Genomic DNA, 26,284 nt, shown 5'->3' with positions numbered 1-26,284 from the left:
TCTTACCTCTCCATTGGCGCGGGCCACCTTTCACCACAGTTTGCTTGCCTTGTCAGCCCTCCCCGCCCGCACGTCTCCGCGACGGTCGCAGGTCGAGTAATTCGGAAAGGGCGTCGAGCAAACGATCCATCTGCGGGCGGGAATTGTACCCCTGCACGGACAGCCGCGCGATATGGTGGTCCTGCCACTTGAAGACCGGGATTTCCACGCGATAGCGCTCAAAAAGCAGCTTGTGGATTTCCGCCGTGTCGCATTCGGGGATCGGCATGGCGACCATCTGCGGGGCGGAAAATTCCGGGCTGCTGAGCGGCTCAAGACCAGTTAGTTCCCGCAGACGGCGCGCCGTGTCCTGCGCCAATTGCCGGCAGTGATCCTGCACCGATGCCCAGTCATTTTCCCGGCGATATTGGATGGCCGCCGGCACGGTGAGCCAGGCGGACGGATCGCGCGTGCCCTGGACTTCGATGCCATCGATAAACGGCGAATTGCCGAAGGCGCCGAGCGCTCCGGGGTCTTTCGATTCCTTGGTCCAGCCGTGGCTGATGACCAGGGGGTCGAGCAGCCCCTGCACTTCGGGGCGCGCATGAAGGAAGGCAGAGCCCTTAGGCGTCATCATCCACTTGTGGCAATTGCCGGAATAAAAATCGGCGCCCAGCGCATCGAGCGCGAGCGGGATATGACCCGGCGTATGCGCACCGTCGATCACCGACCAGATGCCGCGCTTGCGCGCTTCGGCGATGGATCGTTCGATCGGAAAAACCAGCGCCGTCGGCGAAGTGATATGGCTGAGGAACAGCACCTTCGTGCGCTCGGTCATGCCGGCGATGATGGTGTCGGTGAAGGCCTCTTCGGAGATCAGCGGCATCGGCACCTTGACGACCACAACCTCCGCGCCGGTCTTGCGGCAGACATAGGCCCAGGTCTTTTCGAGCGCCGAATATTCGTGGTCCGTAGTCAGGATCTGGTCGCCGGGCTGCAGCGGCAGGGACTGCGCGACGATGTTGAGCCCGCTCGTTGCATTGATGACCGCGGCGATATTGGTCGGCGCCGCGCCGATTTCGGCGGCAACAGCCTCGCGCGGGATGCGCATCATGTCATTGAGGCGCCGGCCCAGAAACTCGACCGGCTCGCTCTCAAGTTCGAGCTGGAAGGCCTGATAGGTCTCGAATACCGGGCGGGGGCAGGCGCCGAACGATCCGTGGTTGAGGAAGGTCACGTCCTCGCGGAGGAGAAACTGACGGGCGAGATTGTCGGACACGTTTAGCGGCCTTTCAGGGTCGGATCGAGCGCATCGCGCAACCCGTCGCCAAAGAGCGAGGTCGCGAGCACGGTGATGGCGAGCGCGGCAGTCGGGAAGACGGCCAGGTGCCAGTAGAAGAACATGAAATCGATGCCCTCATTGATCATCTGCCCCCAGGTGGGCGTGGGCGGCGGAACGCCGACGCCAAGGAAACTGAGCGAGGCTTCGAGCATCATGGCGAGGGGAATGGACAACACGAAACCGATGATGATCGGGCTGATCGAGTTGGGGATCAGGTGGCGCCGGATAATGTACCAGGGCGAGGCCCCAAGCGCCTGCGCCGCGCGCACGAACTCCTTCTCGCGGAAGGCCTTTATCTGCGCGCGAACGAGAAGACAGACCTGCACCCAGCCGAACAGCGCAGCGATGAAGACGATGGTACCATAACCGCCGCGGGTGATCGCGCCGAGAAGCAGCGCCGCGAGCAGGGGTGGCACCACCGAGAACACTTCGATGATGCGCATGATCACCCAGTCGATACGGCCCCCAAAATAGCCGGCGAGCGCGCCGAGCGGAATGCCGATGATCACGCTGAACAGCGCCGCCGTGAACCCAATAGTTAGCGAAACGCGCGAGCCATAAACGATGCGCGAATAGAAATCGCGCCCGAGATTATCGACGCCGAACCAGTGCTCCGCCGAGGGAAAGGCCAGCGCCTCGGTCAGGAAGCTCTGCGCCTCGGGATTATAGGGCGTGATCAGCGGAGCGAAGATCGCCATCAGGATCAGAATCGCCAGCACCGCGCCGCCGACCACGGCCGCCTTGTTGGACAAAAACCGGCGCCAGGCGAACCAAAGCGGACTACGCATGCGGGCCGCAGGGGCCGGGACGGCAATGTCGGTCATTCGGCGCCTCCCACGCGAATACGCGGATTGAGCAGCGCATAGGCGATGTCGGAGAGAAGATAGGCAAGGCAATACATGAAGGTGATGAGCAGCATCAGCGCCATTTGCAGCGTATAGTCGCGCACCTCGATGGACGAGACGAAATAGGCGCCGAGCCCCGGCACGCGGAACATGGCTTCAACGAAGATTGAGCCGGTGGCCGTACCGATGAACATCGGCAAAAACACCGTGACGAGCGGAATGGCCGAATTGCGCATGACGTGCTGGAAGATGATCCGCCGCTCGCTCAGCCCCTTGGCACGCAACACCGTAACGAAAGGCCGGTTGAGCGTGTCGAGCACCGCCGAGCGCGTATAGCGCGCATAGGTCGCGAGCGGGATCGCGGCATAGCACGCAATAGGCAGGATCCAGCGATTGGGCTGCGGCCAGCCGCTCGCCGGAAGCCAGTTGAGCCAGACCGCAAAGATCAGGATCAGCAGCATGGAGGTGACGAATACGGGAATGGTGAGCCCGAACGTAGCGAGGGTCGAGGCGAAATAGTCGATCCAGGTGTTGCGATTGAGCGCGGCCGCCATGCCGAGCAGAATGCCGAGTGGCGCCCCAATCAGCACCCCCGAACCGCCCAGGATCAGGCTCGGCACCCAGGCGCGCGAAATGAGCTCGACCACCGTCTCGCCCGGGCTCTGGAACGGCACCCCGAAATCGAGATGCAGCACACCCCACATGTAGTTGAGATATTGAACATGCAGCGGCTGATCGAGCCCCCACTGCGCCATCATCTTGGCGCGCACGGCCTCGGACACCGGCATGTCATTGGCATCGAACGGTCCGCCGGGCACCGCGTGCATCATCGAAAAGATGATGATCGAGACCACGATGAAGGTGAAGGCGACCGAGAGGATGCGGCGGAGGATGTGGGCGAACATGGCTATCTCCTCACGTCGTCACGATCGCCTCGACCCGGTGGCCCGGGGCGACGGTGACAAGCTGCGGATCGGGACTGGGAGCACTGCCTGTTTGGATGACGGTATAGCGCGGCGTCCTGGCGCGGATATCGTCGGCCGACAGGAACGTGCGCTCCCGCTTTTCCCGCGGATTGGTCGCCGGGATCGCATCGAGCAGGGCGCGGGTATAGGGATGCCGCGGATCGGCGAACAGGCGCTCGGTCGGCGCTTCCTCGATCACTCGCCCGCGATACATGACGACGACGCTGTCGGTCAGCGATTTAACGGTCGACAGGTCATGGCTGATAAACAGAATCGAAAGCCCAAGTTCGGCCTGCAAGTCCTTGAGCAGATTGATGATCTGCGCTTTGACCGTCACGTCGAGCGCCGAAGTCGGCTCGTCGGCGACGAGTACCGTTGGTTCGAGGATCAGCGCCCGCGCGATGGCCACGCGCTGCCGCTGGCCGCCTGAAAGTTCATGCGGATAGCGGCTGCCGAACGAACGGGCAAGCCCCACGCGCTCGAGCCATTTGAGCGCCTTCTCGGACTGTTCCCGCGGCGTGCCGATGCCATGGATATGGAGCGGCTCGGCGATGATCTGGGTCAGTGTCATCATCGGATCGAGCGCGGAATAGCTGTCCTGGAAGACGATTTGCATGCGCTTCCGGAACGGGATCAGCGCTGCAGTATCGAGCCGCGAAATATCGGTGCCGTCGACAATGATCTGGCCCTTGCTCGGCTCAGTCAGCCGCATGGCCATCAAACCCGTCGTCGTCTTGCCCGATCCCGATTCCCCGACCAGCGCCACGATGCGATTGCGCGGCAGGACGACGTCGACCGCCTGCACCGCCTGGAATTCGCCGTGGGTAACCCGAAAGCCGCGGCGTCGCCGCGTCGAATACGATTTGGCCAGCCCCCGTAGTTCGAGCGCCGGCGCCAGCGCATCAGGATCGCCCTTGGACGGCTCGAAGCGCGAATGAAGGCTTGCGAGGAGCGCTTTTGTATAATCGTGCTTCGGCGCCTCGAAAATCTCGGTGACCGGCCCCTCTTCCATGATCTCGCCGCCATACATGACGACGACCCGGTCGACCGTTTCGGCGATGACGCCGAGGTCATGCGTAATCATGATCAGCGCCATGCCGAACTCGGCCTGCACCTTCTTGATCAGCTGCAGGATCTGCGCCTGGATGGTGACGTCGAGCGCCGTCGTCGGCTCGTCGGCGATGAGGATTTTCGGGCGGCAGGAAAGCGCCATGGCGATCATGGCGCGCTGCAGCATGCCGCCGGAAAGCTGGTGCGGGTAATAGCCGAGCACATCGGCAGCATTCTTGATCTCGACGCGAAGCAGCAATTGCTCCGCTTCTGCCAGGGCCTCGCGCTTGCCGATCTTGCGATGCGCCTGAATGGTTTCGGCAATCTGGTGGCCGATGGTGAAGACCGGATCGAAGGCGGTCATCGGATCCTGAAAGATCATCGCCGCAGAACGGCCGCGTAGCCGCGCCAGGTCTTCCTTGTTGGCCTTGAGGACATCGACGCCATCGAGCCGCAGCTTGGCCGCCTCGATTTCTGCCGTCGCGGGGAGGAGCCGCAACAGTGCGGAGCAGCTCACCGACTTGCCGGAGCCGGATTCCCCGACAATGCCGACACTCTCGCCTTCATTGACGCTGAAGCTGACATTGCGCACCGCATCGACCCGCCCGCCATATTGGCGAAAGCTGACGCGCAGGCCTTCGATTTCGACGAGAGGCATAGATTGGCCCTTGGTAGATGCTGTCTCCCGGCCGGAGCCGGGAGACGCATTCGCGTAAAAGCTACTGCTTCGTGATGTGGGTGAAGAAGTAGTGGCCGAGGCGATCGAGCTGGGTGAAGCCGAGCGAGTTCGGCTGCACGCCGTCGCCGGTCAGCTGGTCCGACACAACTGCAATGGTCACCGGATGAACGAGCGGCACAATCAGGCCCTGGTCGATCATCAGCTGTTCAGCTTCGCCATAGAGCTTGTAGCGGGTGTCCCAGTCGCTTTCGCTATCGGCCTTGGCGATGATCTCGTCATATTCCGGCACGAAATAGCCGTGGCGGCCACCATTGTAGAAGATACCGTAGAAGTTTGACGGATCGAGATAGTCGTATTCGTAAGGCGCAATGAAGATGTTGTTCTTCTTGCCGCGGAGGCCGTCCATCCATTCCGGACCCGGCAGAGCGCGGATGTTGAGGGAAATGCCCAGCACTTCCTTGAATTCGGCCTGCAGATACTGCGCCATGGCCGGAACGATAGCGCCGTTATAGCCGCCCTCTTCGCGGTACCAGATTTCGACGTCCGGGAAGCCTTCGCCATTGGGGAAGCCCGCATCGGCGAGGAACTGCTTGGCCTTTTCAGGATCGAACACGGCTTCTGCCGCGATATCCGGATTGTAGCCAGGATAGCCGGGCGGCAAGATCGAGCCGGCCGGAATGGCGATGTCCTTGAGAACGGTCGAGGTCAGCTCGTCGCGATCGACTGCATAGTAGAAGGCGCGGCGGACATTGACGTCGTTGAACGGCGCCGCGTCCAGATCGTATGAGATGTACGAGGTCGCAAACACCGCATTCTTGCGGATGCCATCAGGATAACGCGCCGTCGCGACCGGCACCTGTCCGGTGTTGAGGAACGAATAATCCGCGTCGCCGGCGAGGAATGCCGGAAGGCCGACTTCCGGCGCATTGAGCGTCGGGTCGAGTTCGAGCCGGTCGATCATCGGCGACCAGGGGCCCGTATAGGTATCGGATTTGGTGAGAACCACCGAGTTGTTCGACTTTTCCCAGCTTTCGATTTCGAATGGACCGGAAGAGACGATCGTCGAGACATCGAGCGCCCAATCGTCGCCGAGCTCATCCACCTTATGCTTGGGCACAGGGTACCAGAGGCTGGTGACCGAGGGGAAATAGGGTTTTGGCGCAACCGTCGTGACTTCGATGGTCAGGTCGTCGACCGCCTTGAGGCCGAGCGTCGAGACGTCGGCCGTCCCTTCGGTCACTTCCTTCCAGCCCTTGATGCCGCCGGCAAAGTCCCAATACCAGGCAAAGTCATAGCCCGAGGTCGCAGCACGCTGCAGCGCGAAAACGAAATCTTCGGCCGTCAGCGGTTCGCCATCGGACCAGACGAGGCCTGAGCGCAGCTTGAATGTCCAGGTGAGCCCGTCTTCCGATTGGGTCCAGCTTTCCGCTGCCATCGGGGTCAGCTCGAATTCCTTGTCGAAGGTCGCGATCGGGATCTGCAGCAGTTCCGAGCCGGTACCACGATCATAGACCGTCTTCATGTAGTCCATATAGGTGCCGGCGGTGCTGCCGCTTGGCGCGACGACGGTCGTCTGCGCCAGAACCGGCGCTGACAGCGCCGTGGCAGCGACCAATACGCCGGCCAGTCTCACAAAAGCATTCATAAAAGCTCCCTCCTTGATCCAGAGCCGATGGACGTTCCCTCATGCGCCGCTTCGTGCAGGTCTTGGCCTGCCGAAGCGGTCACTCTCTTTACGCCGCAACCCCCTCAGGCCCGACGCGGCAGCCATTCGAATTTCCCTCTCGAAAGGCCTAATGACATATGTCTGACAAATACGTTCGCGCTTGGCAAGGCGTGAATCGGTGGCTGTGCATGAGCTTTCTTCAGCCGGTCACCAGCCTGGCATCAGACTGCGTGCCGCCGCGACCATGGCGTCGGCGTCAATCCCGAAATGGCGGTATAGATCGTACACCGTCCCGGTCTGCCCGAAATGTTCGACCCCCAGCGTGATCGTGCGGTGGCCGAGTACGCTACCGAGCCAACCCAGCGTTGCCGGATGCCCATCGATAGCGGTGATCAGCCCTGCATGGCGGGGGGCGTCGGCCAGCAGATTCTCGATATGGCTGCGTGCGTCTCCGTCGCCGTGAAGCCGCGCGCGCTGCGCGCCATGCCAGCCGGCATTGAGACGATCGGCGGACGTGACGGCCAATACCGCAACATTGCGTCGATCGCCGCCGATGCGGGCAGCCGCCTCAATCGCCTCCTGGGCGAGCACGCCTTGATAGGCGATCACCACCTCGCATTGCGGGGTCGGCGGCTTGAGCCAATAGGCGCCGCGGATGATGCCATCGGTCAATGGCTTGTCGACAGGGCGCGAGGGTTGCTCGATGGTTCGGGTCGAAAGCCTGAGATAGACTGAGCCGCCTGTCACATCGCGCGGCCAATCGGCGAGGTCGGGCCGCGCATCGCCCTGGCGCTGCATGTAGTCGAACGCCCAGTCCATGATTATCGAAAGCTCGTCGGCGAAAGCGGGCTCGAAACTCGCGAGGCCATCCTGCGCCATGCCGATAAGCGGCGAAGCGATCGATTGATGCGCCCCGCCTTCGCCGGCCAGCGACACACCCGATGGCGTTGCGACCAGCAGGAAGCGCGCATCCTGGTAGCAGGCATAGTTGAGCGCATCGAGGCCGCGGGAAATGAATGGGTCATAAAGCGTGCCGATGGGCAGCAAGCGCTCGCCGAATAGCGAATGGCTGAGCCCAGCAGCGCCGAGCATCAGAAAAAGGTTCATCTCGGCAATGCCAAGTTCGAGATGCTGACCCTCAGGCGTAAACCGCCATTTCTGCGTCGATGGAATAGCTTCCTTCTGGAATACATCGGCCATTTCACTCCGCGCGAAGAGATTGCGCCGGTTGACCCATGGCCCGAGATTGGTCGAAACCGTCACGTCTGGCGAAGTGGTGACGATGCGCCGCGCGAGGTCACTGTCGGTTTTAGCTATGGCATCGAGAATTCGGCCAAAAGCTGCCTGGGTCGAAGTTGGTCCGGTGCCCACGAACTGCGGGCCGAGCGTCTCAACCTGCGGCGACGTCAGACGGCGTGAACCTCCGGCGTTGAACGGGACCTGTTCCAGAAATTTTCGCACGCCCTCGGCATCGTTCATGCCCTCGAACGGCTCCCATTCGTGGCCCTCGCGTACCTTCATTGCCGCGCGCAACTGTTCGATCTGCGCGCCGGTCATCTGCCCCGCATGATTGTCCTTGTGTCCCGCCAGCGGCGTCGCCCAACCCTTGACCGTATAGGCGATGAATACTGTCGGCTTGTCGCTTCCCGCCGCCTCGAATTGCTCGATGAGGCTCGGCACGCAATGTCCGCCGAGATTGGCCATCAGTGTGGCGAGCTCCTCGTCGCTGCGTCGCGCGATGAGGGCACTGACCGGGCCCTGATCGCCGATCTCATCCGTCAGCCGCTCGCGCCATGCCGCGCCGCCCCGAAACATCAGCGCCGAATAGACGGCATTAGGCGCCGCATCGATCCAGAGCTTGAGCCGGTCTCCGCCCGGTTCGGCAAACGCAGCGCGCTGCAGCGCTCCATATTTGAGCGTCACGATATTCCAGTCGAAGGCCCGGAAGATCGCTTCGATCCGATCGTAGAGCCCTTCGCGCACGACGCCATCGAGGCTCTGGCGATTGTAGTCGATCACCCACCAGGTATTTCTCAGCCCATGTTTCCAGCCTTCGAGGAGGCACTCATAGACGTTGCCTTCATCGAGTTCGGCGTCGCCCACCAGCGCCACCATCCGCCCCTCCGGCCGCGATCGGTCGGCCCAGGGTTTGGCGCGCACATAATCCTGGATCAGCGATGCGAAGGCGGTGAAAGCGACGCCGAGCCCGACCGAGCCCGTCGAAATGTCCACGTCGTCTGTGTCCTTGGTGCGGCTGGGATAAGATTGCGCCCCGCCAAAGGCCCGGAAATCGATCAGCTTTTCCCGTGTCTGCTTGCCAAGGAGATATTGGATGGCATGAAACACCGGCGCCGCATGCGGCTTGACCGCTACCCGATCCTCGGGCCGCAGCACGCCGAAATAGAGCGCGCTCATCATCGCCGCCATCGAGGCGGAACTTGCCTGATGCCCACCCACCTTGACCCCGTCGACATTGGGCCGGATGTGGTTGGCATGGTGGATCATCCAGTTGGAAAGCCATAGTGCTTTCCTCGTCAACGCCTCGATATGCCCGATGCGCGCGCGGTCCTCGGCCAAAGTGCGATCTCCTCTTCCCTCCCGATCACTTTGCGCCTTGTCGATCGCTGGTTCTCGTCTAATTTGACCCGTAAAGCACCTCCTGGCGCAGGATTTCATCCGTTTCGGATCGCAGAATGGCAGAATCTTCTAAAACCGAGCTCAGTGTTGTCGATCGTAAAATCCTCCGTGCCTTGCAGGAGGATGGCCGCATGACGATCCAAGCCATAGCCGATCAAGTCGGGCTATCGCCGTCACCGTGCCTGCGCCGGATCCGCCAGATGGAGCGCGCCGGCCTCATCACCGGTTATAGCGCCACGCTGGATCAGAAGGCTGCGGGCCTTCCCGTGTCGGTCTTCATCTCGATCAAGCTGGAACGCCAGCGTGCGCGCGAACTCGACGCCTTCGGCGCGGCGATCTCGCGCTGGCCGGAAGTGATGGAGGCCTATCTCATGACCGGCCAGTTCGATTTCCTCCTGCGCGTCGTCTGCGCGGATCTCGAAACCTATGAGCATTTTCTTCGCGAGAAACTGACCCAGGTCGAGGGCGTCGCCTCGATCGAATCGAGCTTCTCGCTCGGCACTGTGAAAGTCAGCCGCGTCCTGCCGATTTGATTCTTGGCGAGTTGTCCTTTGATCCGCTCAGGATTGAAATCGATAGGCGCCCGCAGGTCACGTGTTCCACCCCGCAAACATTCGTCGTAAAACGAAGCGAATGAATCTCGTCTCATGTCCGTCGCCCGGGCTGAGCGTTGCAAGGGTGATTGCGTGCTTGACAGTACCGGATTGGCCCGCGCCGCAGGTCTTGCTCTTTTTGCCATCTCGATCGCAGGATGCCAGCAGTCCGCTGCCCCGCCGGAGCAACCCGCAGCTTTCGTCAAAGCCGAGACGGTCGCGCTCGTACCCTACACGCCGACGCTGACCTTGACCGGATCGATCCGCGCCCGCGCCGAAACCCCGCTGGCTTTCCAGATCAGCGGGCAGATTACCGAATTGTCCGCCGAGATCGGCCAAAGGGTAACGGAAGGGCAACTGATCGGCCGCCTCAGCAGCGCCGAACAACAGGCCAATGTCACCGCTGCCGAAGCCTCCGTCGCCGCCGCGAATGCCCAGCTCACACAGGCGCAAACCACCTTTGATCGGCAAAACTCCCTTCTCAACCAGGGCCTTACGACCAGAAGCGGATTCGAAACCGCACAAACTGCCCTGACCACCGCCCAAAACAGCCTCGACAGCGCCCAAGCCCAGCTCGAAACCGCCCGCCAAGGCCTCGGCTACACCGAATTGCGCGCCAATGCCGCCGGAATCATCACCGAGCGCCGCCTCGAAGTGGGCGAAGTCGTGCAGGCCGGTTCGCCGGTTTATGTCCTGGCCGAAGATGGCCCGCGCGATGCGGTGTTCAACGTCCAGGAAACTGCCCTCATCGGCCGTTCCGCAGAAACGCCGGTGCAGGTTGCCCTTGTCGCGGACCCCAATGTAGCCGTTTCCGGAACGGTGCATGAAGTCTCGCCCACCGTCGATCCGCAGACCGGTACGGTCGAAGTCACCATCGCCATTGCCGAGCCGCCCGCATCCATGACCCTTGGCGCCGCAGTGGTCGGCACCGTCAGCTCGAGCGTCAGCGATCGCATCGTCCTTCCCTGGAGTGCCCTCTGGTCAGAGGATGGAAAGCCGGCTGTCTGGACCGTGGGAGAAGACGAAACCGTCTCGGTCACCCCCGTTTCCGTTCTTGCCTATGGCACCGGCGTCGTCGTCATCGCCGATGGCCTCACCCCCGGCCAGCGCGTCGTCACCGAAGGAACAAAGCTCCTGACGCCCGGTGAAACCGTCCAGATCGAGGATGCTCCCTGATGCGCCATCTTGCCTCGATCATGCTATTGCCTTTGCTCGTATCCGCCTGCGGCCAGGCGCCGGAACAGCCAGAGACAGCCGTCGTGCGGCCTATCCTCTCGCTGGTGGTCGAAGCCCGCCCAGTGTCCAGTTCAACCTTCGTCGGCACGGTCGAACCAAGGGTCACCACCAGCCTCGCCTTCCGGACCAGCGGTACGCTCGTCAGCCGCGAGGTCGAAGTCGGCGCTCGCGTCCTCAAGGACGAGGTTTTAGCAACCCTCGACAGCACGACGCTTCAACTGGCCCTGCGTAACGCCCAAGCCAATCTTGCTTCCGCCCAGGCCCAGGCCGCCAATGCGGCATCGTCGCAGACACGGCTGGAATCGCTGGTCGAAACCAATAATGCCGCCCAGGCCGATCTCGACCAGTCCCGGCAGCAAACACAGGCCGCCGAGGCTGGTGTCGTCCAGGCACAAGCCGCCGTCAGCCAGGCCGAAGAGCAGCTCAGTTACGCGCGCCTTACCGCGCCAAGCGATGGCGTCGTCACCGACGTGGGTGCCGAGCCTGGCGAGGTAATCGCCGCTGGCACCCCGGTCCTGACACTTGCGGACCCGAACCAGCGCGATCTCGTCATCGATGTGCCCGGCGATTTTGTCGACGGCATTGCGGTCGGCACGATCTTCGATGTCATGCCCCAGCTCGATCCTGCCGCGGCCATAGCTGGGAGCGTCCGGGAAATCGCGCCCCAGGCCGACCCGGTCACACGCACCTGGCGCGTCCATATCGCCCTTGATTCCCCGCCAGCAAGTTTTTGGCTCGGCACCACCGCCACTGCATCGCTCAAAGCCTCCGATGGCACGGCCCTGAGCGTGCCCCAATCCTCCATTCGCTACGATGGCGACGAGACGGCAGTCTGGGTCATAGACGAAGCCGCACAAACCGTCAGCCTCCGCCCGGTCAAGATTGGCGAAGCACTGAACGGCCTTGTGCCGGTTGAAGATGGCCTGAAAGCCGGCGAGCGCATCGCCGTCGCGGGCGTCAACAGTTTGACCGAGGGTCAAAAGGTCCGGCTCGGCGGGAAGGAACAGCAATGAAGGGCTTCAACCTTTCCGATTGGGCACTCGAGCACCGCTCCATCGTCTGGTATTTCATGCTTGTTTCGGTGATTGCCGGCGCGCTGGCCTACCTGAACCTCGGCCGCGAGGAAGACCCCGCTTTCACCATCCGCACCATGGTGATCGTCGCGCAGTGGCCCGGCGCCACGGCAGAAGAAGTCACCGAACAGGTTACGGAGCGGATCGAGCGCCAACTGCAGGATCTCGAAACCCTCGACTATACGCGGTCAATCACCACGGCCGGTCAAACCACCGTCTATGTCACGCTCGACAACAGCGCGCCCAGCGCCCAAGTCCCTACCATCTGGCTACAGGTGCGCCAGATGGTCGGCGATATCACCTCTTCATTCCCCCAAGGCGTTCGCGGCCCCTTCTTCAACGACAGGTTTGGCGATGTCTATGGCAACATCTACGCCTTCACGGGCGACGGCCTCACTCAGCGCCAATTGCGCGATTATGTGGAAGATGCGCGCTCTCAACTGCTGGCGCTCGACGAAACCGGTAGCGTCGAGCTCGTCGGCGCACAGAACGAGGTCATCTTTCTCGAATTTTCGACCCGCCAACTGGCCTCCCTCGGCATCAGCGCCCAGCAGGTGATTGCTACCCTTCAGGACCAGAATGCCGTTTCGCCGTCCGGCGTGATCGCGGCGGGCCCCGAGCGGGTAGCGGTCCGCCTTGGCGGGCAATTCACCTCCGAAGAAAGTCTGCGCGAGATCAACCTGCGCGTCGGAGATCGCTTCTTCCGGCTCGCCGATGTCGCCACGATCAGCCGCGGTTATGCCGATCCGCCGTCTTCGCTCTTCCGTTACAACGGCCAGCAGGCCATCGGCCTTGCCATCGGCATGCGCTCTGGCGGCAATCTCCTCGAATTCGGCAAAGCGCTCGACGCCCAACTCGAGCGGATCGTTTCCGATCTGCCGATTGGCGTCGAGGTCCACCTCGTTTCCGATCAGCCGCGCGTGGTCGAAGAAGCCGTCAACGGCTTTACCAGCGCGCTTTTCGAAGCCATCGGCATCGTGCTGATCGTCAGTTTCGTCAGCCTCGGCCTCAGGGCAGGGCTTGTCGTCGCGCTCTCGATCCCGATCGTGCTCGCCATCACCTTCCTCGCCATGTCCTATCTCGGTATTTCCCTCCAGCGTGTCTCGCTCGGTGCGCTCATCATCGCCCTGGGCCTCCTCGTCGATGATGCCATGATCGCGGTGGAAATGATGGTCTCGCGCCTTGAGGCCGGCGATACGCTGACCAAGGCCGCCACCGCCGTTTACACCTCCACAGCCTTTCCCATGTTGACGGGCACGCTTGTCACCGTGGCCGGCTTCATTCCCATCGGGCTCAATCCCAGTTCTGCCGGCGAATTCACCTTCACGCTCTTCGTGGTGCTGGCCGTCTCGCTCCTTGTTTCGTGGATTGTAGCCGTGCTGTTCACGCCGCTGATCGGCGTCAGCGTTCTGCCCAAGCAGCTCAAGCACAAAAGCAAGGGACCAGGTCGTCTCAGCAGGGCGTTCACGCGCTTTCTCGAAACCGCCATGCGTTTGCGTTGGCTGACGATTGCCATAACCGTCGCTATTTTCGCGGCCTCGATCTTTGGCCTCACTCACGTCCAGCAGCAGTTCTTTCCCTCATCGGACCGTCCTGAACTGGTCGTCAACTGGCAGCTGCCCCAAAATAGCTCCATCACCGAAACCAGTGCGCAGATCGCCAAGTTCGAGGCTGAAGCGCTCTCTGGAAATGACGACGTCGATCATTGGTCGAGCTATATTGGTCAGGGTGCGCCGCGCTTCGTTCTGGCCTTTGACTCGCCGACTGCCATGCCCTCGACCGGCCAGACAGTCGTCGTCACCAAGGGACTCGACGTCCGCGATCGCGTCAGCGCCGAACTCAGCGACTATCTGCGCCGTACTTTTCCGGGCACCGATGCCTATATCACGACGCTTTCGCTCGGGCCTCCAGTCGGCCGACCGATCCAGTATCGCCTGAGTGGGCCCGATATCGGCGAGTTGAGGGATCAGGCGCACGCATTGGCCTCCGCCATCAAGCAGAACCCCAGTTTGGGCGATGTGCGCTACGACTGGATGGAAACCTCTAGGGTCGTTGAGGTTAACGTCCTTCAGGACAAGGCCCGGCAACTCGGGATCACCAATTCCGATATCGCCTCGGCGCTCAACGGCATTACCGTCGGCACCACGATCACCCAGATCCAGGACGGCATCTATCTCGTCAACGTCGTTGGCCGTGCCGATGCGACGGAGCGCGGTTCTATCGAAACGCTGCAGAACCTGCAGCTTTCAACAGGAGACGGCCGCTCCATTCCCCTCGCTGCGGTTGCCACTTTCGGCTACGGGCAGGAACAGCCGATGATTGTCCGGCGCGATCGCATCCCGACATTGACCATTAGCGCCGCCGTTCTTGGCACCATTCAACCGGCAACTGTGGCCAGCGAGCTTGAGCCCATTGTCGAAAGCGTGCGCGAGAGCCTGCCGCTTGGTTATTCGATTGCCGTTGGCGGAACTGTCGAAAGCAGCGCGGAATCGACCGCGCCCATTCTGGCCGTCGTCCCGCTGATGCTCTTTGTCATGGCGACGGTGCTGATGATCCAGCTCCAGAGTTTTGCGCGGCTTTTCCTTGTCGTCGCTGTCGCCCCGCTCGCCTTGATCGGCGTCGTCATAGCGCTCCTCGCCACGGGCAAACCCCTTGGCTTTGTCGCCATCCTCGGGGTTCTGGCGCTGGTCGGGATTTTGATCCGAAATTCGGTGATCCTTATCGTTCAGATCGAACATCTGCGATCCGAAGGCATAGCCGCCTGGGGCGCGGTGGTCGAAGCCACCCAGCATCGCCTACGCCCCATTCTCCTCACCGCCCTGGCGGCCAGCCTGGGTCTTATTCCCATTGCGGGGGAAATCTTCTGGGGTCCCATGGCCTATGCAATGATGGGCGGCATCATCGTCGGCACGGTGCTGACGCTGATTTTCCTGCCCGCACTCTACGTCACCTGGTTCGGCATCCGTCCACCTGAGACCCCGAAAGAAGAGGTGCCGGCCGGTTGATCTGGCACCCTTCAGAGAAGGTGGATATTGAGTGTTCGGCCTGTCCAGGGGCAGCGGAACGGGTAAGCCGGGCTGATCCGACGATCCAGCGCTCCGGCCTCCACATCCATGCGGCAGTGGTGTTGGAAGGCACAGGCTTCCCAGGAACGGCGAGCCGCTGACTGTCGGGGAACCGGTTGGCCCCGGCGACTGGCGCATCAAAACCATTGCTCAGCGTTGCGACCAGTATTTCTTGAGCGTCGCGGGCGTGTGCATGTGGTCATAAAGAAAAGACCAGAACGCCTGACGTTCGTCCGGCGTCACGGCTTTCCAGACGTCGTGCACAGCCATGTCACCGCCATAGTAGGCAAAGACGAAAGGCGCGCGCAGATTGTGGTTGAGGAAGGCGAGGCGCGATCGGGCGGTCACCGGATCCTGCAGGGCCTTGTCGGCCACGATCGGTACGATCTCATCCAGGCTCATGCCTTGAGCGTGCATCATCCACGCCGCATTGCAGCGCATCGCGCTCCGAAGGCGCTGGAGCGCCACGCCGAGTTCGTCCTCGGGTCCAACGACCCAGTCGAGGAAGAACATGCCGTTATCGGCAATGCCTTCGAACAGCGCGCTGCTCGCCGAGCTCGTCACCACCTGGGCGCCATCGAGCGGCATCTTGCCTTCGGCAACGGCGCGTTCACGCAGGTTCATGTGCACGAGATGGCCGGGAAATACTTCGTGCGTCGCCAGGTGCTTGAGCGAAAAGCGCGTGTAGGGGAAATCGAGGTTGAGCAGCACTTTACGCGTCGGATAATCGCAATAGGCCGAAAAGGGCACGGCGGTGACGCCTTCGGGCTCCATCCATTCATGCGCAAACGGATACATGCTGGCGCTGACGCGCTCGCGGCCTTCGCGGATCAAGCCTTTGAGTTCCGCGAGCACCGCCTCCTTGGGCACACGGGCCTGGGCTTCCCAGCGGTTGAAATCGTCGGTGAGACTGCCGCCAGCATAGCCGAGTTCATCGAGTTTTTCACGAATTGTCTGTCGATAGACGTCCAGTTCCGCATCCGGAACCAATTGCGTTTTTACCCTGATTTGCCGGGCGACACGGTCGGCAAAGCTGATCGGCTTTTCTTCAAAGGTGGTGACGAGCGCCAGGAGCGAATCGATCATCTCGGCGACATAGTCGTGACGCAGCTGCGTTTCTGCCTCGCCGGCGTTGCGGGTTGCGAGCGCCTCGAGCTTTTCGCGCGCCTCGATGTAGTCGCGGAGCGGAGCGGGCTCGACCTTGGCCATGGCGACAGGAATGAGCCCTTCCTTGTCGAGGAAGCCATCGCTGCGAGGCGTCTTGCGATAGAGCGCGTCGATGCCGGCCGTCAGGCCTGCGAGTTCATTGCCGATCAGCATGAAGAACGTCCTATTGGTGACCGGCAACCGGCTTGGGATGGTAGGGGGCTTCGAGTAGAGCCACGTCTTCGTCGCTGAGTTTGACCTCGAGCGCGGCAACGGCGTCGTCGAACTGATGGAGCTTGGAAATGCCGACGATCGGCGCCGTGATCCCGGGACGTGTCGCGACCCAGGCATAGGCGATCTGGGCCGGCGGGCGGCCATGGCGCTCGGCCACCTGGCGCACGGCAGCCACCACGGCGTCATCCTGTTCGCGCGAACGGTCGTAAAGCGCCGAAGCGGTCTTGTCGGTCTGCGAGCGGGTCGTTTCGGTCTCGGTACGGGCGGCGAGACGTCCGCGGGCGAGGGGGCTCCAGGGGATGACGCCGATGCCTTCGGATCGGCAAAGTGGCAGCATTTCGCGCTCTTCTTCGCGATAGATCAGGTTGTAATGGGGTTGCATCGAGACGAACGGTGCCCAGCCATTGGCCCGCTGCAGGCCGAGCGCCTTCATGAACTGCCAGGCATGCATGGACGACGCGCCGAGATAGCGCACCTTGCCGGCGCGGACAACGTCGTTGAGGGCGTCGAGCGTCTCTTCGAGCGGCGTTTCATAGTCGAAGCGGTGAAGCTGGTAGAGATCGATGTAATCGGTCCCCAACCGCTTGAGGCTGCCATCGACCGCCTCGAAAATGTGCTTGCGCGACAGGCCCCGATCGTTGGGGTCCTGGCTCATGGGATTATAGAGCTTGGTCGCGAGAACAAGCTTCTGCCGTTTCTGAGCAGATAGAACCCTGCCGACGACCTCCTCGCTGGCGCCCAGCGAATAAATGTCCGCAAGGTCGAAAAGGTTGATGCCGAGGTCGACCGCCTTGTCGATGATCGGTCGGGATGCGGCTTCATCGAGCACCCAGGGTGCCCATGTCGGCGAACCAAAGGTCATGCACCCGAGCGCTAGTCGCGAGACTTTCAGGCCCGTGCGGCCCAGGTTGCTATAATCCATTAGTACACCTCTGAGAGCAGTCTTAGTCAGGAACGCACCAGCTATCCAGAAAGCAACGCCGGTTTTTAGCGCGATTTCGTGCATCTGTGCACATTCAAGCGGCGAAATCAAACGGTGTGCAAAAAAATTGCATGACCTATTGCGGTCATGAGAACTCATCGGTACGGTCGGTGTATCAACGTGGTAGAACACATGTTCACGATAGACGCGTCCAGCATCGACAAGTCGCTTCCCGTTCCTGTCGGGACGCAGCTGCATGGTCTCTTGAGCTACATGCTGGCCTTCAGCGACATGCCCTATGGCACGAAGCTCCAGTCGGTGCGGCAGCTGGCAAGCGAGATCGGCATTGCGCCGATGACGGTCAGCCAGGTCTATCAGCAGCTGCGCGATGAGGGCTTGATCGAGATGCGGGCGGGGCTTGGCGCCTTTACGGCGCGCGATCCGTTGGCGGCCGCAGCGTCTGGGCAGCCGATCAACGCGCTGCGCGGCGATATCGAAGCGATCCTTGCCAAGGCCGAAGCGCTCGGCGTGTCGTCGATGGCCCTGGTTTCCATGATCAATGCCGGAGCCCAGATGCGCCGGCCGGCCACAGGGCTATCCATCGTATTCGTCTGCATCTTCGAGGGGCCTGGGCGCGACTATGTCGAGGAAATCCGCCCGACGCTCGCAAGCAACGATCAGATCGAACTCGTTACGCTCGACAGCATCCGCGAGGACGGACCGCAGCGTCGCGCCTGTGCGGCTGCAGATATTGTCCTGACCTTCGGCCACAGGGAGGCGGAAGTGCGCGCGCTGGTCGATGGCGGGGAGGTGCTCGGGCTGCGATTCATTCCGTCCCAGCGCACTCGGCAGAGCCTTGCCGGTCTGGACTCCCGCGCCCGCGTCGCCGCCATCACCCACTTCAAGGAATACATCGCGATCATGCGCCCCAGCGTGCGCGAGTTCGCTCCGCATATCTCGGACATTCGCGTCACCTGGTCTTCGGCGCCGGATCTCGGCGAGATCATCGAGGCGTCTGATGCGGTGGTCTATGCCTCTGGCGCCGACCATGTGGCCCAGCTCGTACGGTCCGGCGTCCAGTGTTTCGAATATCGCCACGCGCCCGATCCGGGCGCGCTCGACACCATTCTGGCGCCGCGGCTTGCCGATCTTCGGCGCGCCAAGGGTGGTCAGTTCGCGGGCCGACTATCCGCATAATTAGTCAGATCAAGGGAACAGGGAATGAAGAAATTTTTGTTGACGACCAGCGCCTTGGTGGCGCTGAGCATCATGCCGGTCCAGACCGGTTTCGCGCAGGACCAGGACACGCTCATCGTGGGGATGGACGTGGACGCCGGTACGCTCGACCCGCGTCTGATGCGCGATACGACCGCCTCGCGCACCGCTGACCTCATCTATTCCGGGCTCGTCCACATCACGCCGAACCTCGAGCCGGTGCCGGACCTCGCCGAGAGCTGGGAAACGCCCGATCCGCAGACCTTCATCTTCAAGCTCCGCCCGGACCTCAAGTTTTCCGACGGCAGCCCGCTGACCGCCGATGACGTGGTCTTCACCTATACGACGCTGATCGACCCCGAGCTCAATGCCCCGAGCCGCGCGCTCTATGCGCCGATCTCGGCCGTCGAAGCCGTCGATCCGCAGACGGTCAAGTTCACGCTCTCGGCGCCCTATGCGCCGCTTCTAACCTATCTCGATATCGGCATCATTCCCAAGGCGCTGGTCGAAGGCGGCACCGATATCGCGCTCAATCCCGTCGGCGCCGGGCCAATGAAGCTCGTGTCGTGGAATCGTGGCAGCGAGATCGTGCTCGAAGCCAACGAAAACTACTGGCGCGGTGCGCCGACCATCGAGAACGTGACGCTGAAGATCATCGGCGACAATTCGGCCCGCTCGCAGGCTTTCGAAGCCGGCGATCTCGACGTCATCCAGTCTCCGCTCGCCCCGCAGGATATCGAGCGCCTCAAGGCCGATGACCGCTTCGGCAACGTCATCACCGCCGGCCTCGGCGTCAATTACCTCAACTTCAACGTCAAGGATCCGCTGCTCGCCGATCCGAAGATGCGCCAGGCCTTTGCCAAGCTCGTCGACCAAACGACCATCGTCAACGACATCTACCAGGGCGTCGACCAGGAAGCGCATTCGATCATCCTGCCGTCCTCATGGGCCTATTCCGATACCATTGCGCAGCCGACCTTCGACATGGAAGGCGCCATCGCCCAGTTCAACGAGCTTGGCTGGACCGATAGCAATGGCGACGGCATCCTCGACAAGGACGGCAACGATCTCGAAGTGGTTCTTTCGACCCACAGCGAAGACACCAACCGCGTCCAGACCGTGGAATTCCTTCAGGCCATGTTCGAAGCCGCAGGGGTAAAGGCAACGGCCCAGATCACGGATTGGCCTTCGTTCTCGACCAATTATGTGCAGCAGGGCAAGCACCAGATCGCGCTTCTCGGCTGGCTCAATATCGTCGATCCTGATCGCCTGCTGTTTGCCCAGCTTTCGACTGATGGCCCGACCAATTGGGGCGGATATTCCAATCCGGAAGTCGACGCGCTGCTGCAGGAAGGCCGCTCGACCCTCGATCAGGCTGGACGTGCTGCCGCCTATCAGAAGGCCGCGACCATCCTGGCGGAAGAGCTGCCCTATTACATCATCTCGGCCCAGGGCTATCAGCTGTTCTACGCCAAGGACCTGCCCGTCGAAGTGCAGGCAACGCCGCGCGGCAATCTTCGCGGCCTGATCGGCTTTACCGACTGATCCCGTCCTCCGGCCGGCGCCTTGCGTCGGCCGGACCCGGCCCCAATCGAGGACCTCGCCATGGCTTTCTCCCAGCGCCTCAGCGCCGATTATTACGCCTCTGTGCACCGCGACATCCGCGCGCGCATGGCCGAAGACGGCGTCGACGTGCTGCTGCTCGATTCCAATGACGACGTCATCTATACGACTGGCTTTTCCCACTACACGACCGAACGCCCCGTCGTCTTCGCGCTAACGCAGACCGATGCCTATCTGCTGATCCCCGAACTCGAGCGACACCATGCGCTCGACCAGAAGACCGCCGCCGAACTCGTCGTCTATTTCGAATTTCCGGGACGCGACCGTCCGTTCGCCGTCCTTGCCCGCACCCTCGGCGACATCAAGGGCACCGTGGCGCATTCGCCAGGGATTTCGTTGGCCCGCGTGGGGCAGCTCGAAAGTGCATTCCCTAATGCCAAGGTGACCGCATCCGGCATTGTCGGAAAGATGCGCCTCATCAAGCGCCCTGAAGAGCTGGTGCTGCAGCGCGAAGCCGCGCGCATCTCCGATTCCATGGTCAGTGCTGGCGTTGCCCTGATCGATGATGCGCTTCGCACCGGCAAGACCATGCCGACGGAAATCGAGATCGAAGCCCATATCATCCGCCACGCGCTCGATACGATGTATCGCGAGCACGATGACATTTTGCTCGTCCAGGGTATCGCCGGCGGCCTCGTCTATTCCGGCCTGCGTTCGGCCTTTCCGCATGGCATGCCGACCGGGCATCGCCCGCAGCGCGGCGAGAGCATGATCCTCTCCCTCGGTTGCCGGGTCGGGGGCCGAGCTGCCGAGAGCGAACGCACCTTTATCCTCGGCGAACCCAGCAAGGAACAGGAACGCACCTACAATCTGGCGCAGCAGGCCCAGGCCATCGGCACCGCTGGGCTTGTCGCCGGCGCAACCTGTGCATCGGCTGACGACCGTGCGCTCGGCTTCATCCGCGAGCAAGGCGTCGGGCAATATTGCCTCCATCGCGTCGGCCACGGCATGGGCGTGATGTTCCATGAGCCGCCCTGGGTTGAGGGTGGCGACGATACCGTGCTCGTGCCCAATATGGTGTGCTCGTCCGAACCTGCCCTCTATGTGCCTGGCCTCGGCGGGTTCCGCCTCGCCGACACCGTGCTCGTCACCGAAAGCGGTCCCGATAGCCTCACCAAGTTTCCGCGCAAGCTCGACGAGGTAATCCTTGGCTGAGCGCAACTCCGATACGCAAGGGCAACGCCAATGCTAGCCTATGTCATCCGCCGGCTGCTGCTGCTGATCCCCATGGCCATCGGCATGGTGGTGGTCACCTTTGGTCTCCTGCTCATCATCCCCGGTGATCCGGCCGCCGTGCTGCTCGGCCAGGACGCAACGCCGGAAGCCATCACCAACCTGCGGAACACGTTGGGTCTGAATGACCCCTGGTATATCCGTCTTTGGGACTATTTCGCCGCCCTGCTGCAAGGCGATATGGGTCGCTCGATCTTCCAGAACCAGCCGGTCGCCGAGATTATCTTCGGGCGCCTCGGCGCGACCATCGAGCTTGCCTTGGTAGCGCTGCTGCTCGCGACCCTGATCGGGCTGACGCTGGGCGTCCTCGCCGCCATTCGCCAGGGTTCCTGGATCGACACCGTCACCATGCTCTTTGCCCAGCTTGGCGTGTCCATGCCGGTCTATTGGCTTGGCCTGTTGCTGATGCTGCTCTTTGCCGTGCAGCTTGGCTGGCTGCCATCCATTGGTCGCGGCGCGCCACTGCCGGAAGCATTCCTGGCGGCCGTGACCGGACGCCCGCAAGTGCTCTGGGATTCCATCAGCCATATCGCCTTGCCAGCATTGGCGCTGGCGGCGAATTCGGCGGCCATCATCTCGCGTCTCGTGCGCGCCTCCATGCTCGAAGTGCTGCGCGAAGATTTTGTCCGAACCGCCTATGCCAAGGGCCTCCGCAAGGGTCGCGTCGTCATCCGCCATGCCCTGCGCAATGCGCTCCTGCCGGTCCTGAGCGTCATCGGCCTTCGCTTCGGCGCTCTGCTTGGCGGGGCGGTTCTCACCGAATCCATCTTTGCCTGGCCGGGCCTAGGGCAGCTCACCATTGCCGCGATTTCGCAGCGTGACCTGCCGCTGATCCAGGGCATCGTGCTCACCTTCGCCATCGTCTTCGCGCTCGTGAACCTCGTGGTGGATCTTCTTTACGCCGCGGTCGACCCGCGCATTCGGCTCGGGTGATGACCATGCGTTTGCCAAAAGCCTTCACCAATGTCTCGCTCGTCGTCGGCGCGCTGATCTCTCTGACGATCATTCTCCTCGCCATCTTCGCGCCGTTTGTCGCGACCCATGGCATCGAGCAGATGGACATGCGCAACCGCTTCGACGGCCCGACCGTGGAGCACATCCTCGGCACCGACAATTTCGGCCGCGACCTCTGGTCACGTCTCGTCTTCGGCGCCCGCATCTCGCTGACCATAGCGGTCATCGCAGTGGCGGTCTCGGCTGCCATTGGTACGGTCGTCGGGCTGGTTGCGGGGTATTTCGGCGGCTGGGTCGATCAGGTCCTGATGCGGATCACCGATATCTTTCTCGGTTTCCCCGCCATCGTTCTGGCGCTCGCCATCGTCGCGGTGCTTGGCCCCGGCATCACCAATGTCGCGCTCGCCATCATCGTCGTCGCCTGGACCGAATATGCCCGTGTCGTGCGCTCGACGACACTGGTGCTGCGCGAGCAGAACTACGTGCAGGCGGCTAAGGCACTTGGCGCGAGCCCGGCTCGCATCATCTTCAAGGAAATCCTGCCCAATGCGCTGGGGCCGATCATCGTACTGGCTTCGCTCGGCCTCGGCACCGCGATCATTTCAGAATCGGCGCTGAGTTTTCTCGGCTTCGGCCTGCCGCCGCCGGCCCCGACCTGGGGATGGACGCTGGCATATGGCACCCGCTTCATGCGCGACGCGCCGTGGCTCTCCATCATTTCGGGTGCGACCATCATGGTGACCGTGCTCGGCTTCAATCTACTCGGCGATGGTCTGCGCGATGTGCTCGACCCGCGCCAGCTCTCTCGCGGCGGCGGCAAGTCCGCCAAGGCAAAGTAACTAAAGGAATTCTTTCATGGTCAAGTCCATCAACCAGCTTCGACCGAAGTTTACGACCCACGCCGATGGCAGCGACGCCGTGCTCTTCATCCATGAACTGGTCGGCGAGGAAGATGGCCCAACCATCGGCATTTCCGCCTCGATCCACGGCAATGAAAATAGCGGCTCCCAAGCCGTGCTCGACCTCTATCGCGCGCTGAAGGACCAACCGCTCAAAGGCCGCATTCTGCTGTTGCCGGTCGCCAACCCCTATGCCTTCGCCGTCAACGAACGCTTTGCGACCATCGATAAGGTCGACCTTAACCGCCAGTTCCCTGGCAATCCCAAGGGCACCTATTCCCAGCAGCTGGCCCATGCGCTGACCAACGAGTTCCTCAACGTCATTGACGTCCATATCGACCTTCATTCGGGCACCGATCGCCCGACCGTCGACTATGTCTACATCTGGAACGACGAGCGCCTGTCGCGCGCCTTTGGCTCAAAGCTCCTCTACCGTCCGGTCGAGAACAAGCAGGGCACGGTCTTTGGCGGCACCACCAAGTCGGTGACCATCGACACCCGCAATATCCCGGTGGCGGTGATCGAACTCGGCGGCGGTATCGTCGACCAGACCCCTTACGTGAAGCAGACGGTCGATGGCGTCCTCAACATGCTCAAGACCATCGGCGCCATCCAGGGTGATCCCTGGACCAATCCCAAGCAGATCGTCGTCAATGAACTGGCCGGCATTCGTCCGACTCAGGGCGGCTGGCTCGAGCCACTGGCTCCCGCCAATGGCGAAGTCATCAAGGGCGGCCAGCTGCTCGGGCGCGTTGTCAGCCCCTACACGTTCGAAGTGCTCGAAGAGATTCCGACCCCGTTCGACAACGGCGTGATGATCATGCAGCACCTGACGCGCAACCTCGTCCATAGCGGGGATTATGGCTTCATGGTCGGCAATCTCGACGGCGCGACCGACTAACACATCAGACATGCCGGGTGCGTCCCACCAACCCGGCAGTGGAGACGACGGCAATGAGCGACATGACCACAGATACCTCTCTCCCGGTTCTGCAAGTCTCGGATCTCGACATCGAGATCCGGGGCGACAATGGCGCTTTTGCCGTCGTCTCGGACATGAATCTGTCCGTCAGGGCAGGGGAGACACTCTGCATCGTCGGGGAAAGCGGCTGCGGCAAATCGATGACCGCGTTGTCGCTGCTGCGCCTCCTGCCCGATGCGGCGGCGATCACGAGAGGCAAGGTGCTGATCGACGGCGAAGATTTCCTCGCCATGAACCAGCGCCAGGTCGAAGATTTCCGCGGCGAAAAGATCGCTATGATCTTTCAGGAACCGCTGACGGCGCTGAACCCGGTGCTTCGCATCGGCGAGCAGATCGCCGAAGCCGTGCGCCAGCATCGCAAATGCAGCCGCCGGGAGGCCGATACACGCGCCGTCGACGTCCTCCGTCTCGTTCAGATGCCGGACCCTGAGCGTCGCGCGGGCCAGTTTCCGCACGAGCTTTCGGGCGGCATGCGTCAGCGCGCCATGATCGCCCTGGCGCTCGCCTGCGACCCCAAGATCATCATCGCCGATGAGCCCACGACTGCCCTTGACGTGACCATCCAGGCCCAGATCCTTGGGCTGATCTCGGACCTGCAAAAACGCCTCGGCACGGCGCAGATCCTGATTACGCATGATCTCGGCGTCGTCTCGGAAGTCGCCGACCGCGTCATCGTCATGTATGCGGGGCGCAAGGTCGAGGAAGCAAGCATCTACGATCTCTTCGATCGCCCGTTCCACCCCTATACGATCGGCCTCATGGGCGCTGTGCCCGGGGCGGGCGCATCGAGCGAAGCGGGGGATCGCTTGGCTGATATTCCGGGTACCGTCCCGCCGCTCTGGGCCCTGCCCAAGGGATGCGCCTTCGCGCCGCGTTGCCCCGGCGCCTCGGCTCGCTGCCTTGAAGAACGACCGCCATTTGAAGAAAAACGCCCCGGACACTGGGCCGCCTGCTGGGAACACGACGATGCAGCCTGATCGCACCCCCTTGCTCAGCGTCGATAATCTCGAAGTTCATTTCCCGATCCGCGGCGGCGTGTTGCAGCGGCAGGTGGGGGCGGTCAAGGCCGTCGATGGCGTCAGTTTTTCGCTCAATCGGGGCGAGACACTGAGCCTTGTCGGGGAAAGCGGCTGCGGCAAGTCAACGACCGGCCTTGCCCTCATGGGCCTCGTCAAGCCGACCGGCGGGCGCGTGCAGTTCGATGGCCAGGAAATCCGAGGCTTCAATCCGGCGGCGCTCAAGAGCTACCGGCGGCGGATGCAGATCGTCTTTCAGGATCCGTTTTCTTCGCTCAATCCGCGCCAGCGGGTAAAGGACATCATCCGCGCGCCTCTCGACATCCACAATATCGGCACCACGGCCGAGCGTGAGGCGCGTGTCTCCGAACTGATGGAGCGCGTCGGCCTCCGCCCGGATCAGGCCGACAATTTTGCGCACCAGTTTTCGGGCGGCCAGCGCCAACGCATCGGCATAGCCCGTGCCCTCGCGCTCAAGCCGGATGTCATCGTCTGCGACGAACCGGTTTCGGCGCTGGACGTGTCGGTGCAGGCGCAGATCCTCAATCTTCTCAGCGATCTGCAGCGCGATCTGGGCGTCTCCTATCTCGCGATCTCCCACGATCTCGGCGTCGTTGAATTCATCTCCCATCGTGTTGCGGTGATGTATCTGGGCAAGATCGTTGAAATTGCCCCCAAGGCCGCAATCTTCGCTGCGCCTGGCCATCCCTATACCGAATTGCTGATGCGCTCGGCGCCCTCGCGCGATCCGCGTAAGCGCCACAGTTTCAGCGCCAGCAACGACGATATCCCCAGCGCGACGAAAAAGCCGAGCGGCTGCCCATTCCATACCCGCTGCCCGCTCGTCACCGCCGTCTGCAAGACCACCGAGCCTGCCCTTACGGCCCGCGACGATGGCCGCCTCGTTGCCTGTCACAATCGATGAGTTGA

Annotated in this window: 20 protein-coding genes; 12 read left to right on the top strand and 8 right to left on the bottom strand. The window is 62.2% G+C overall.

The genetic code is table 11. The annotated features are described in order from the left end of the window. Nucleotides 1-52: 52 nt before the first annotated feature. From VW35_RS01770 to VW35_RS01745, 6 genes are all read right to left on the bottom strand, one after another. The gene (locus tag VW35_RS01770; protein WP_046141285.1) at nucleotides 53-1,258 is read right to left on the bottom strand and encodes an aminotransferase class V-fold PLP-dependent enzyme; all 1,206 of its coding nucleotides are present in this window, start codon (nucleotides 1,256-1,258) and stop codon (nucleotides 53-55) included. A 2-nt stretch (nucleotides 1,259-1,260) separates the two neighbouring features. Then, a complete protein-coding gene (locus VW35_RS01765) occupies nucleotides 1,261-2,145 on the bottom strand; it encodes an ABC transporter permease (protein WP_052951427.1) in 885 nt (294 codons plus the stop codon). Beyond that, the gene (locus VW35_RS01760; RefSeq protein ID WP_046141284.1) at nucleotides 2,142-3,071 is read right to left on the bottom strand and encodes an ABC transporter permease; all 930 of its coding nucleotides are present in this window, start codon (nucleotides 3,069-3,071) and stop codon (nucleotides 2,142-2,144) included. Before VW35_RS01760 ends, VW35_RS01765 begins: the two co-directional genes overlap by 4 nt. A 10-nt stretch (nucleotides 3,072-3,081) precedes the next feature. Beyond that, nucleotides 3,082-4,839 carry an ABC transporter ATP-binding protein gene (locus tag VW35_RS01755; RefSeq protein ID WP_046141283.1) on the bottom strand — a complete coding sequence of 586 codons (1,758 nt, stop codon included), beginning with the start codon at nucleotides 4,837-4,839 and terminating at the stop codon, nucleotides 3,082-3,084. A gap of 61 nt (nucleotides 4,840-4,900) precedes the next feature. After that, nucleotides 4,901-6,505 (bottom strand): peptide ABC transporter substrate-binding protein, encoded by a 1,605-nt coding sequence (locus VW35_RS01750; RefSeq protein WP_046141282.1) that lies wholly within the window; start codon nucleotides 6,503-6,505, stop codon nucleotides 4,901-4,903. 228 nt (nucleotides 6,506-6,733) lie between these two features. Beyond that, nucleotides 6,734-9,031: a transketolase-like TK C-terminal-containing protein gene (locus tag VW35_RS01745; protein WP_244465819.1), complete on the bottom strand. Its 2,298-nt coding sequence runs from the start codon at nucleotides 9,029-9,031 to the stop codon at nucleotides 6,734-6,736. A 188-nt stretch (nucleotides 9,032-9,219) separates the two neighbouring features. Here VW35_RS01745 and VW35_RS01740 point away from each other — a divergent pair, with 188 nt between their 5' ends. The 4 genes from VW35_RS01740 (at nucleotide 9,220) to VW35_RS01725 (ending at nucleotide 15,070) form a co-directional block, all read left to right on the top strand. Beyond that, nucleotides 9,220-9,696 (top strand): Lrp/AsnC family transcriptional regulator, encoded by a 477-nt coding sequence (locus VW35_RS01740; protein ID WP_046141280.1) that lies wholly within the window; start codon nucleotides 9,220-9,222, stop codon nucleotides 9,694-9,696. A 153-nt stretch (nucleotides 9,697-9,849) separates the two neighbouring features. Continuing rightward, the gene (locus VW35_RS01735; protein ID WP_046141664.1) at nucleotides 9,850-10,932 is read left to right on the top strand and encodes an efflux RND transporter periplasmic adaptor subunit; all 1,083 of its coding nucleotides are present in this window, start codon (nucleotides 9,850-9,852) and stop codon (nucleotides 10,930-10,932) included. Continuing rightward, a complete protein-coding gene (locus tag VW35_RS01730; RefSeq protein WP_046141279.1) occupies nucleotides 10,932-12,005 on the top strand; it encodes an efflux RND transporter periplasmic adaptor subunit in 1,074 nt (357 codons plus the stop codon). The genes VW35_RS01735 and VW35_RS01730 overlap by 1 nt, the downstream gene beginning before the upstream one ends. Beyond that, nucleotides 12,002-15,070, top strand: a complete 3,069-nt coding sequence (locus tag VW35_RS01725; RefSeq protein ID WP_046141278.1) for an efflux RND transporter permease subunit — start codon at nucleotides 12,002-12,004, stop codon at nucleotides 15,068-15,070. The genes VW35_RS01730 and VW35_RS01725 overlap by 4 nt, the downstream gene beginning before the upstream one ends. A gap of 210 nt (nucleotides 15,071-15,280) precedes the next feature. Here the strand turns inward: VW35_RS01725 and VW35_RS01720 are convergent, their stop codons facing one another. Together VW35_RS01720 and VW35_RS01715 are read right to left on the bottom strand one after the other, a co-directional pair. Further along, nucleotides 15,281-16,450, bottom strand: coding sequence for a hypothetical protein (locus VW35_RS01720; protein WP_046141277.1), 1,170 nt, complete (start codon nucleotides 16,448-16,450; stop codon nucleotides 15,281-15,283). Between the two features lie 10 nt (nucleotides 16,451-16,460). Further along, nucleotides 16,461-17,432 (bottom strand): aldo/keto reductase, encoded by a 972-nt coding sequence (locus tag VW35_RS01715; protein ID WP_046141276.1) that lies wholly within the window; start codon nucleotides 17,430-17,432, stop codon nucleotides 16,461-16,463. Between the two features lie 192 nt (nucleotides 17,433-17,624). Between VW35_RS01715 and VW35_RS01710 the strand changes: the two genes are divergently transcribed. The 8 genes from VW35_RS01710 to VW35_RS01675 are packed head-to-tail and all read left to right on the top strand — an operon-like array spanning nucleotide 17,625 to nucleotide 26,279. After that, nucleotides 17,625-18,629 (top strand): GntR family transcriptional regulator, encoded by a 1,005-nt coding sequence (locus tag VW35_RS01710; protein WP_046141275.1) that lies wholly within the window; start codon nucleotides 17,625-17,627, stop codon nucleotides 18,627-18,629. 24 nt (nucleotides 18,630-18,653) lie between these two features. After that, on the top strand, nucleotides 18,654-20,192 hold the full coding sequence (locus VW35_RS01705; protein ID WP_046141274.1) for an ABC transporter substrate-binding protein: 1,539 nt from the start codon (nucleotides 18,654-18,656) through the stop codon (nucleotides 20,190-20,192). A gap of 60 nt (nucleotides 20,193-20,252) precedes the next feature. Further along, the gene (locus VW35_RS01700) at nucleotides 20,253-21,425 is read left to right on the top strand and encodes a M24 family metallopeptidase (protein ID WP_046141663.1); all 1,173 of its coding nucleotides are present in this window, start codon (nucleotides 20,253-20,255) and stop codon (nucleotides 21,423-21,425) included. A gap of 30 nt (nucleotides 21,426-21,455) precedes the next feature. Next, complete coding sequence (locus VW35_RS01695) at nucleotides 21,456-22,436, top strand: ABC transporter permease (protein ID WP_046141273.1); 981 nt, start codon at nucleotides 21,456-21,458, stop codon at nucleotides 22,434-22,436. Between the two features lie 5 nt (nucleotides 22,437-22,441). After that, a complete protein-coding gene (locus VW35_RS01690; RefSeq protein ID WP_052951481.1) occupies nucleotides 22,442-23,296 on the top strand; it encodes an ABC transporter permease in 855 nt (284 codons plus the stop codon). Between the two features lie 16 nt (nucleotides 23,297-23,312). Continuing rightward, entirely contained in the window at nucleotides 23,313-24,257 is a 945-nt protein-coding gene (locus VW35_RS01685) for a succinylglutamate desuccinylase/aspartoacylase family protein (protein ID WP_046141271.1), read from the top strand. Nucleotides 24,258-24,310: 53 nt separating this feature from the next. Next, entirely contained in the window at nucleotides 24,311-25,315 is a 1,005-nt protein-coding gene (locus VW35_RS01680) for an ABC transporter ATP-binding protein (protein WP_425283735.1), read from the top strand. Continuing rightward, entirely contained in the window at nucleotides 25,305-26,279 is a 975-nt protein-coding gene (locus VW35_RS01675; protein WP_046141270.1) for an ABC transporter ATP-binding protein, read from the top strand. Before VW35_RS01680 ends, VW35_RS01675 begins: the two co-directional genes overlap by 11 nt. The last annotated feature ends 5 nt before the right edge of the window (nucleotides 26,280-26,284 follow it).

The organism is Devosia soli (genome assembly GCF_000970455.1).
Taxonomy (GTDB): Bacteria; Pseudomonadota; Alphaproteobacteria; order Rhizobiales; family Devosiaceae; genus Devosia; species Devosia soli.
The sequence above is the reverse complement of the archived record's forward strand: the minus strand, read 5'-3'. Positions and strand labels throughout refer to the sequence as shown.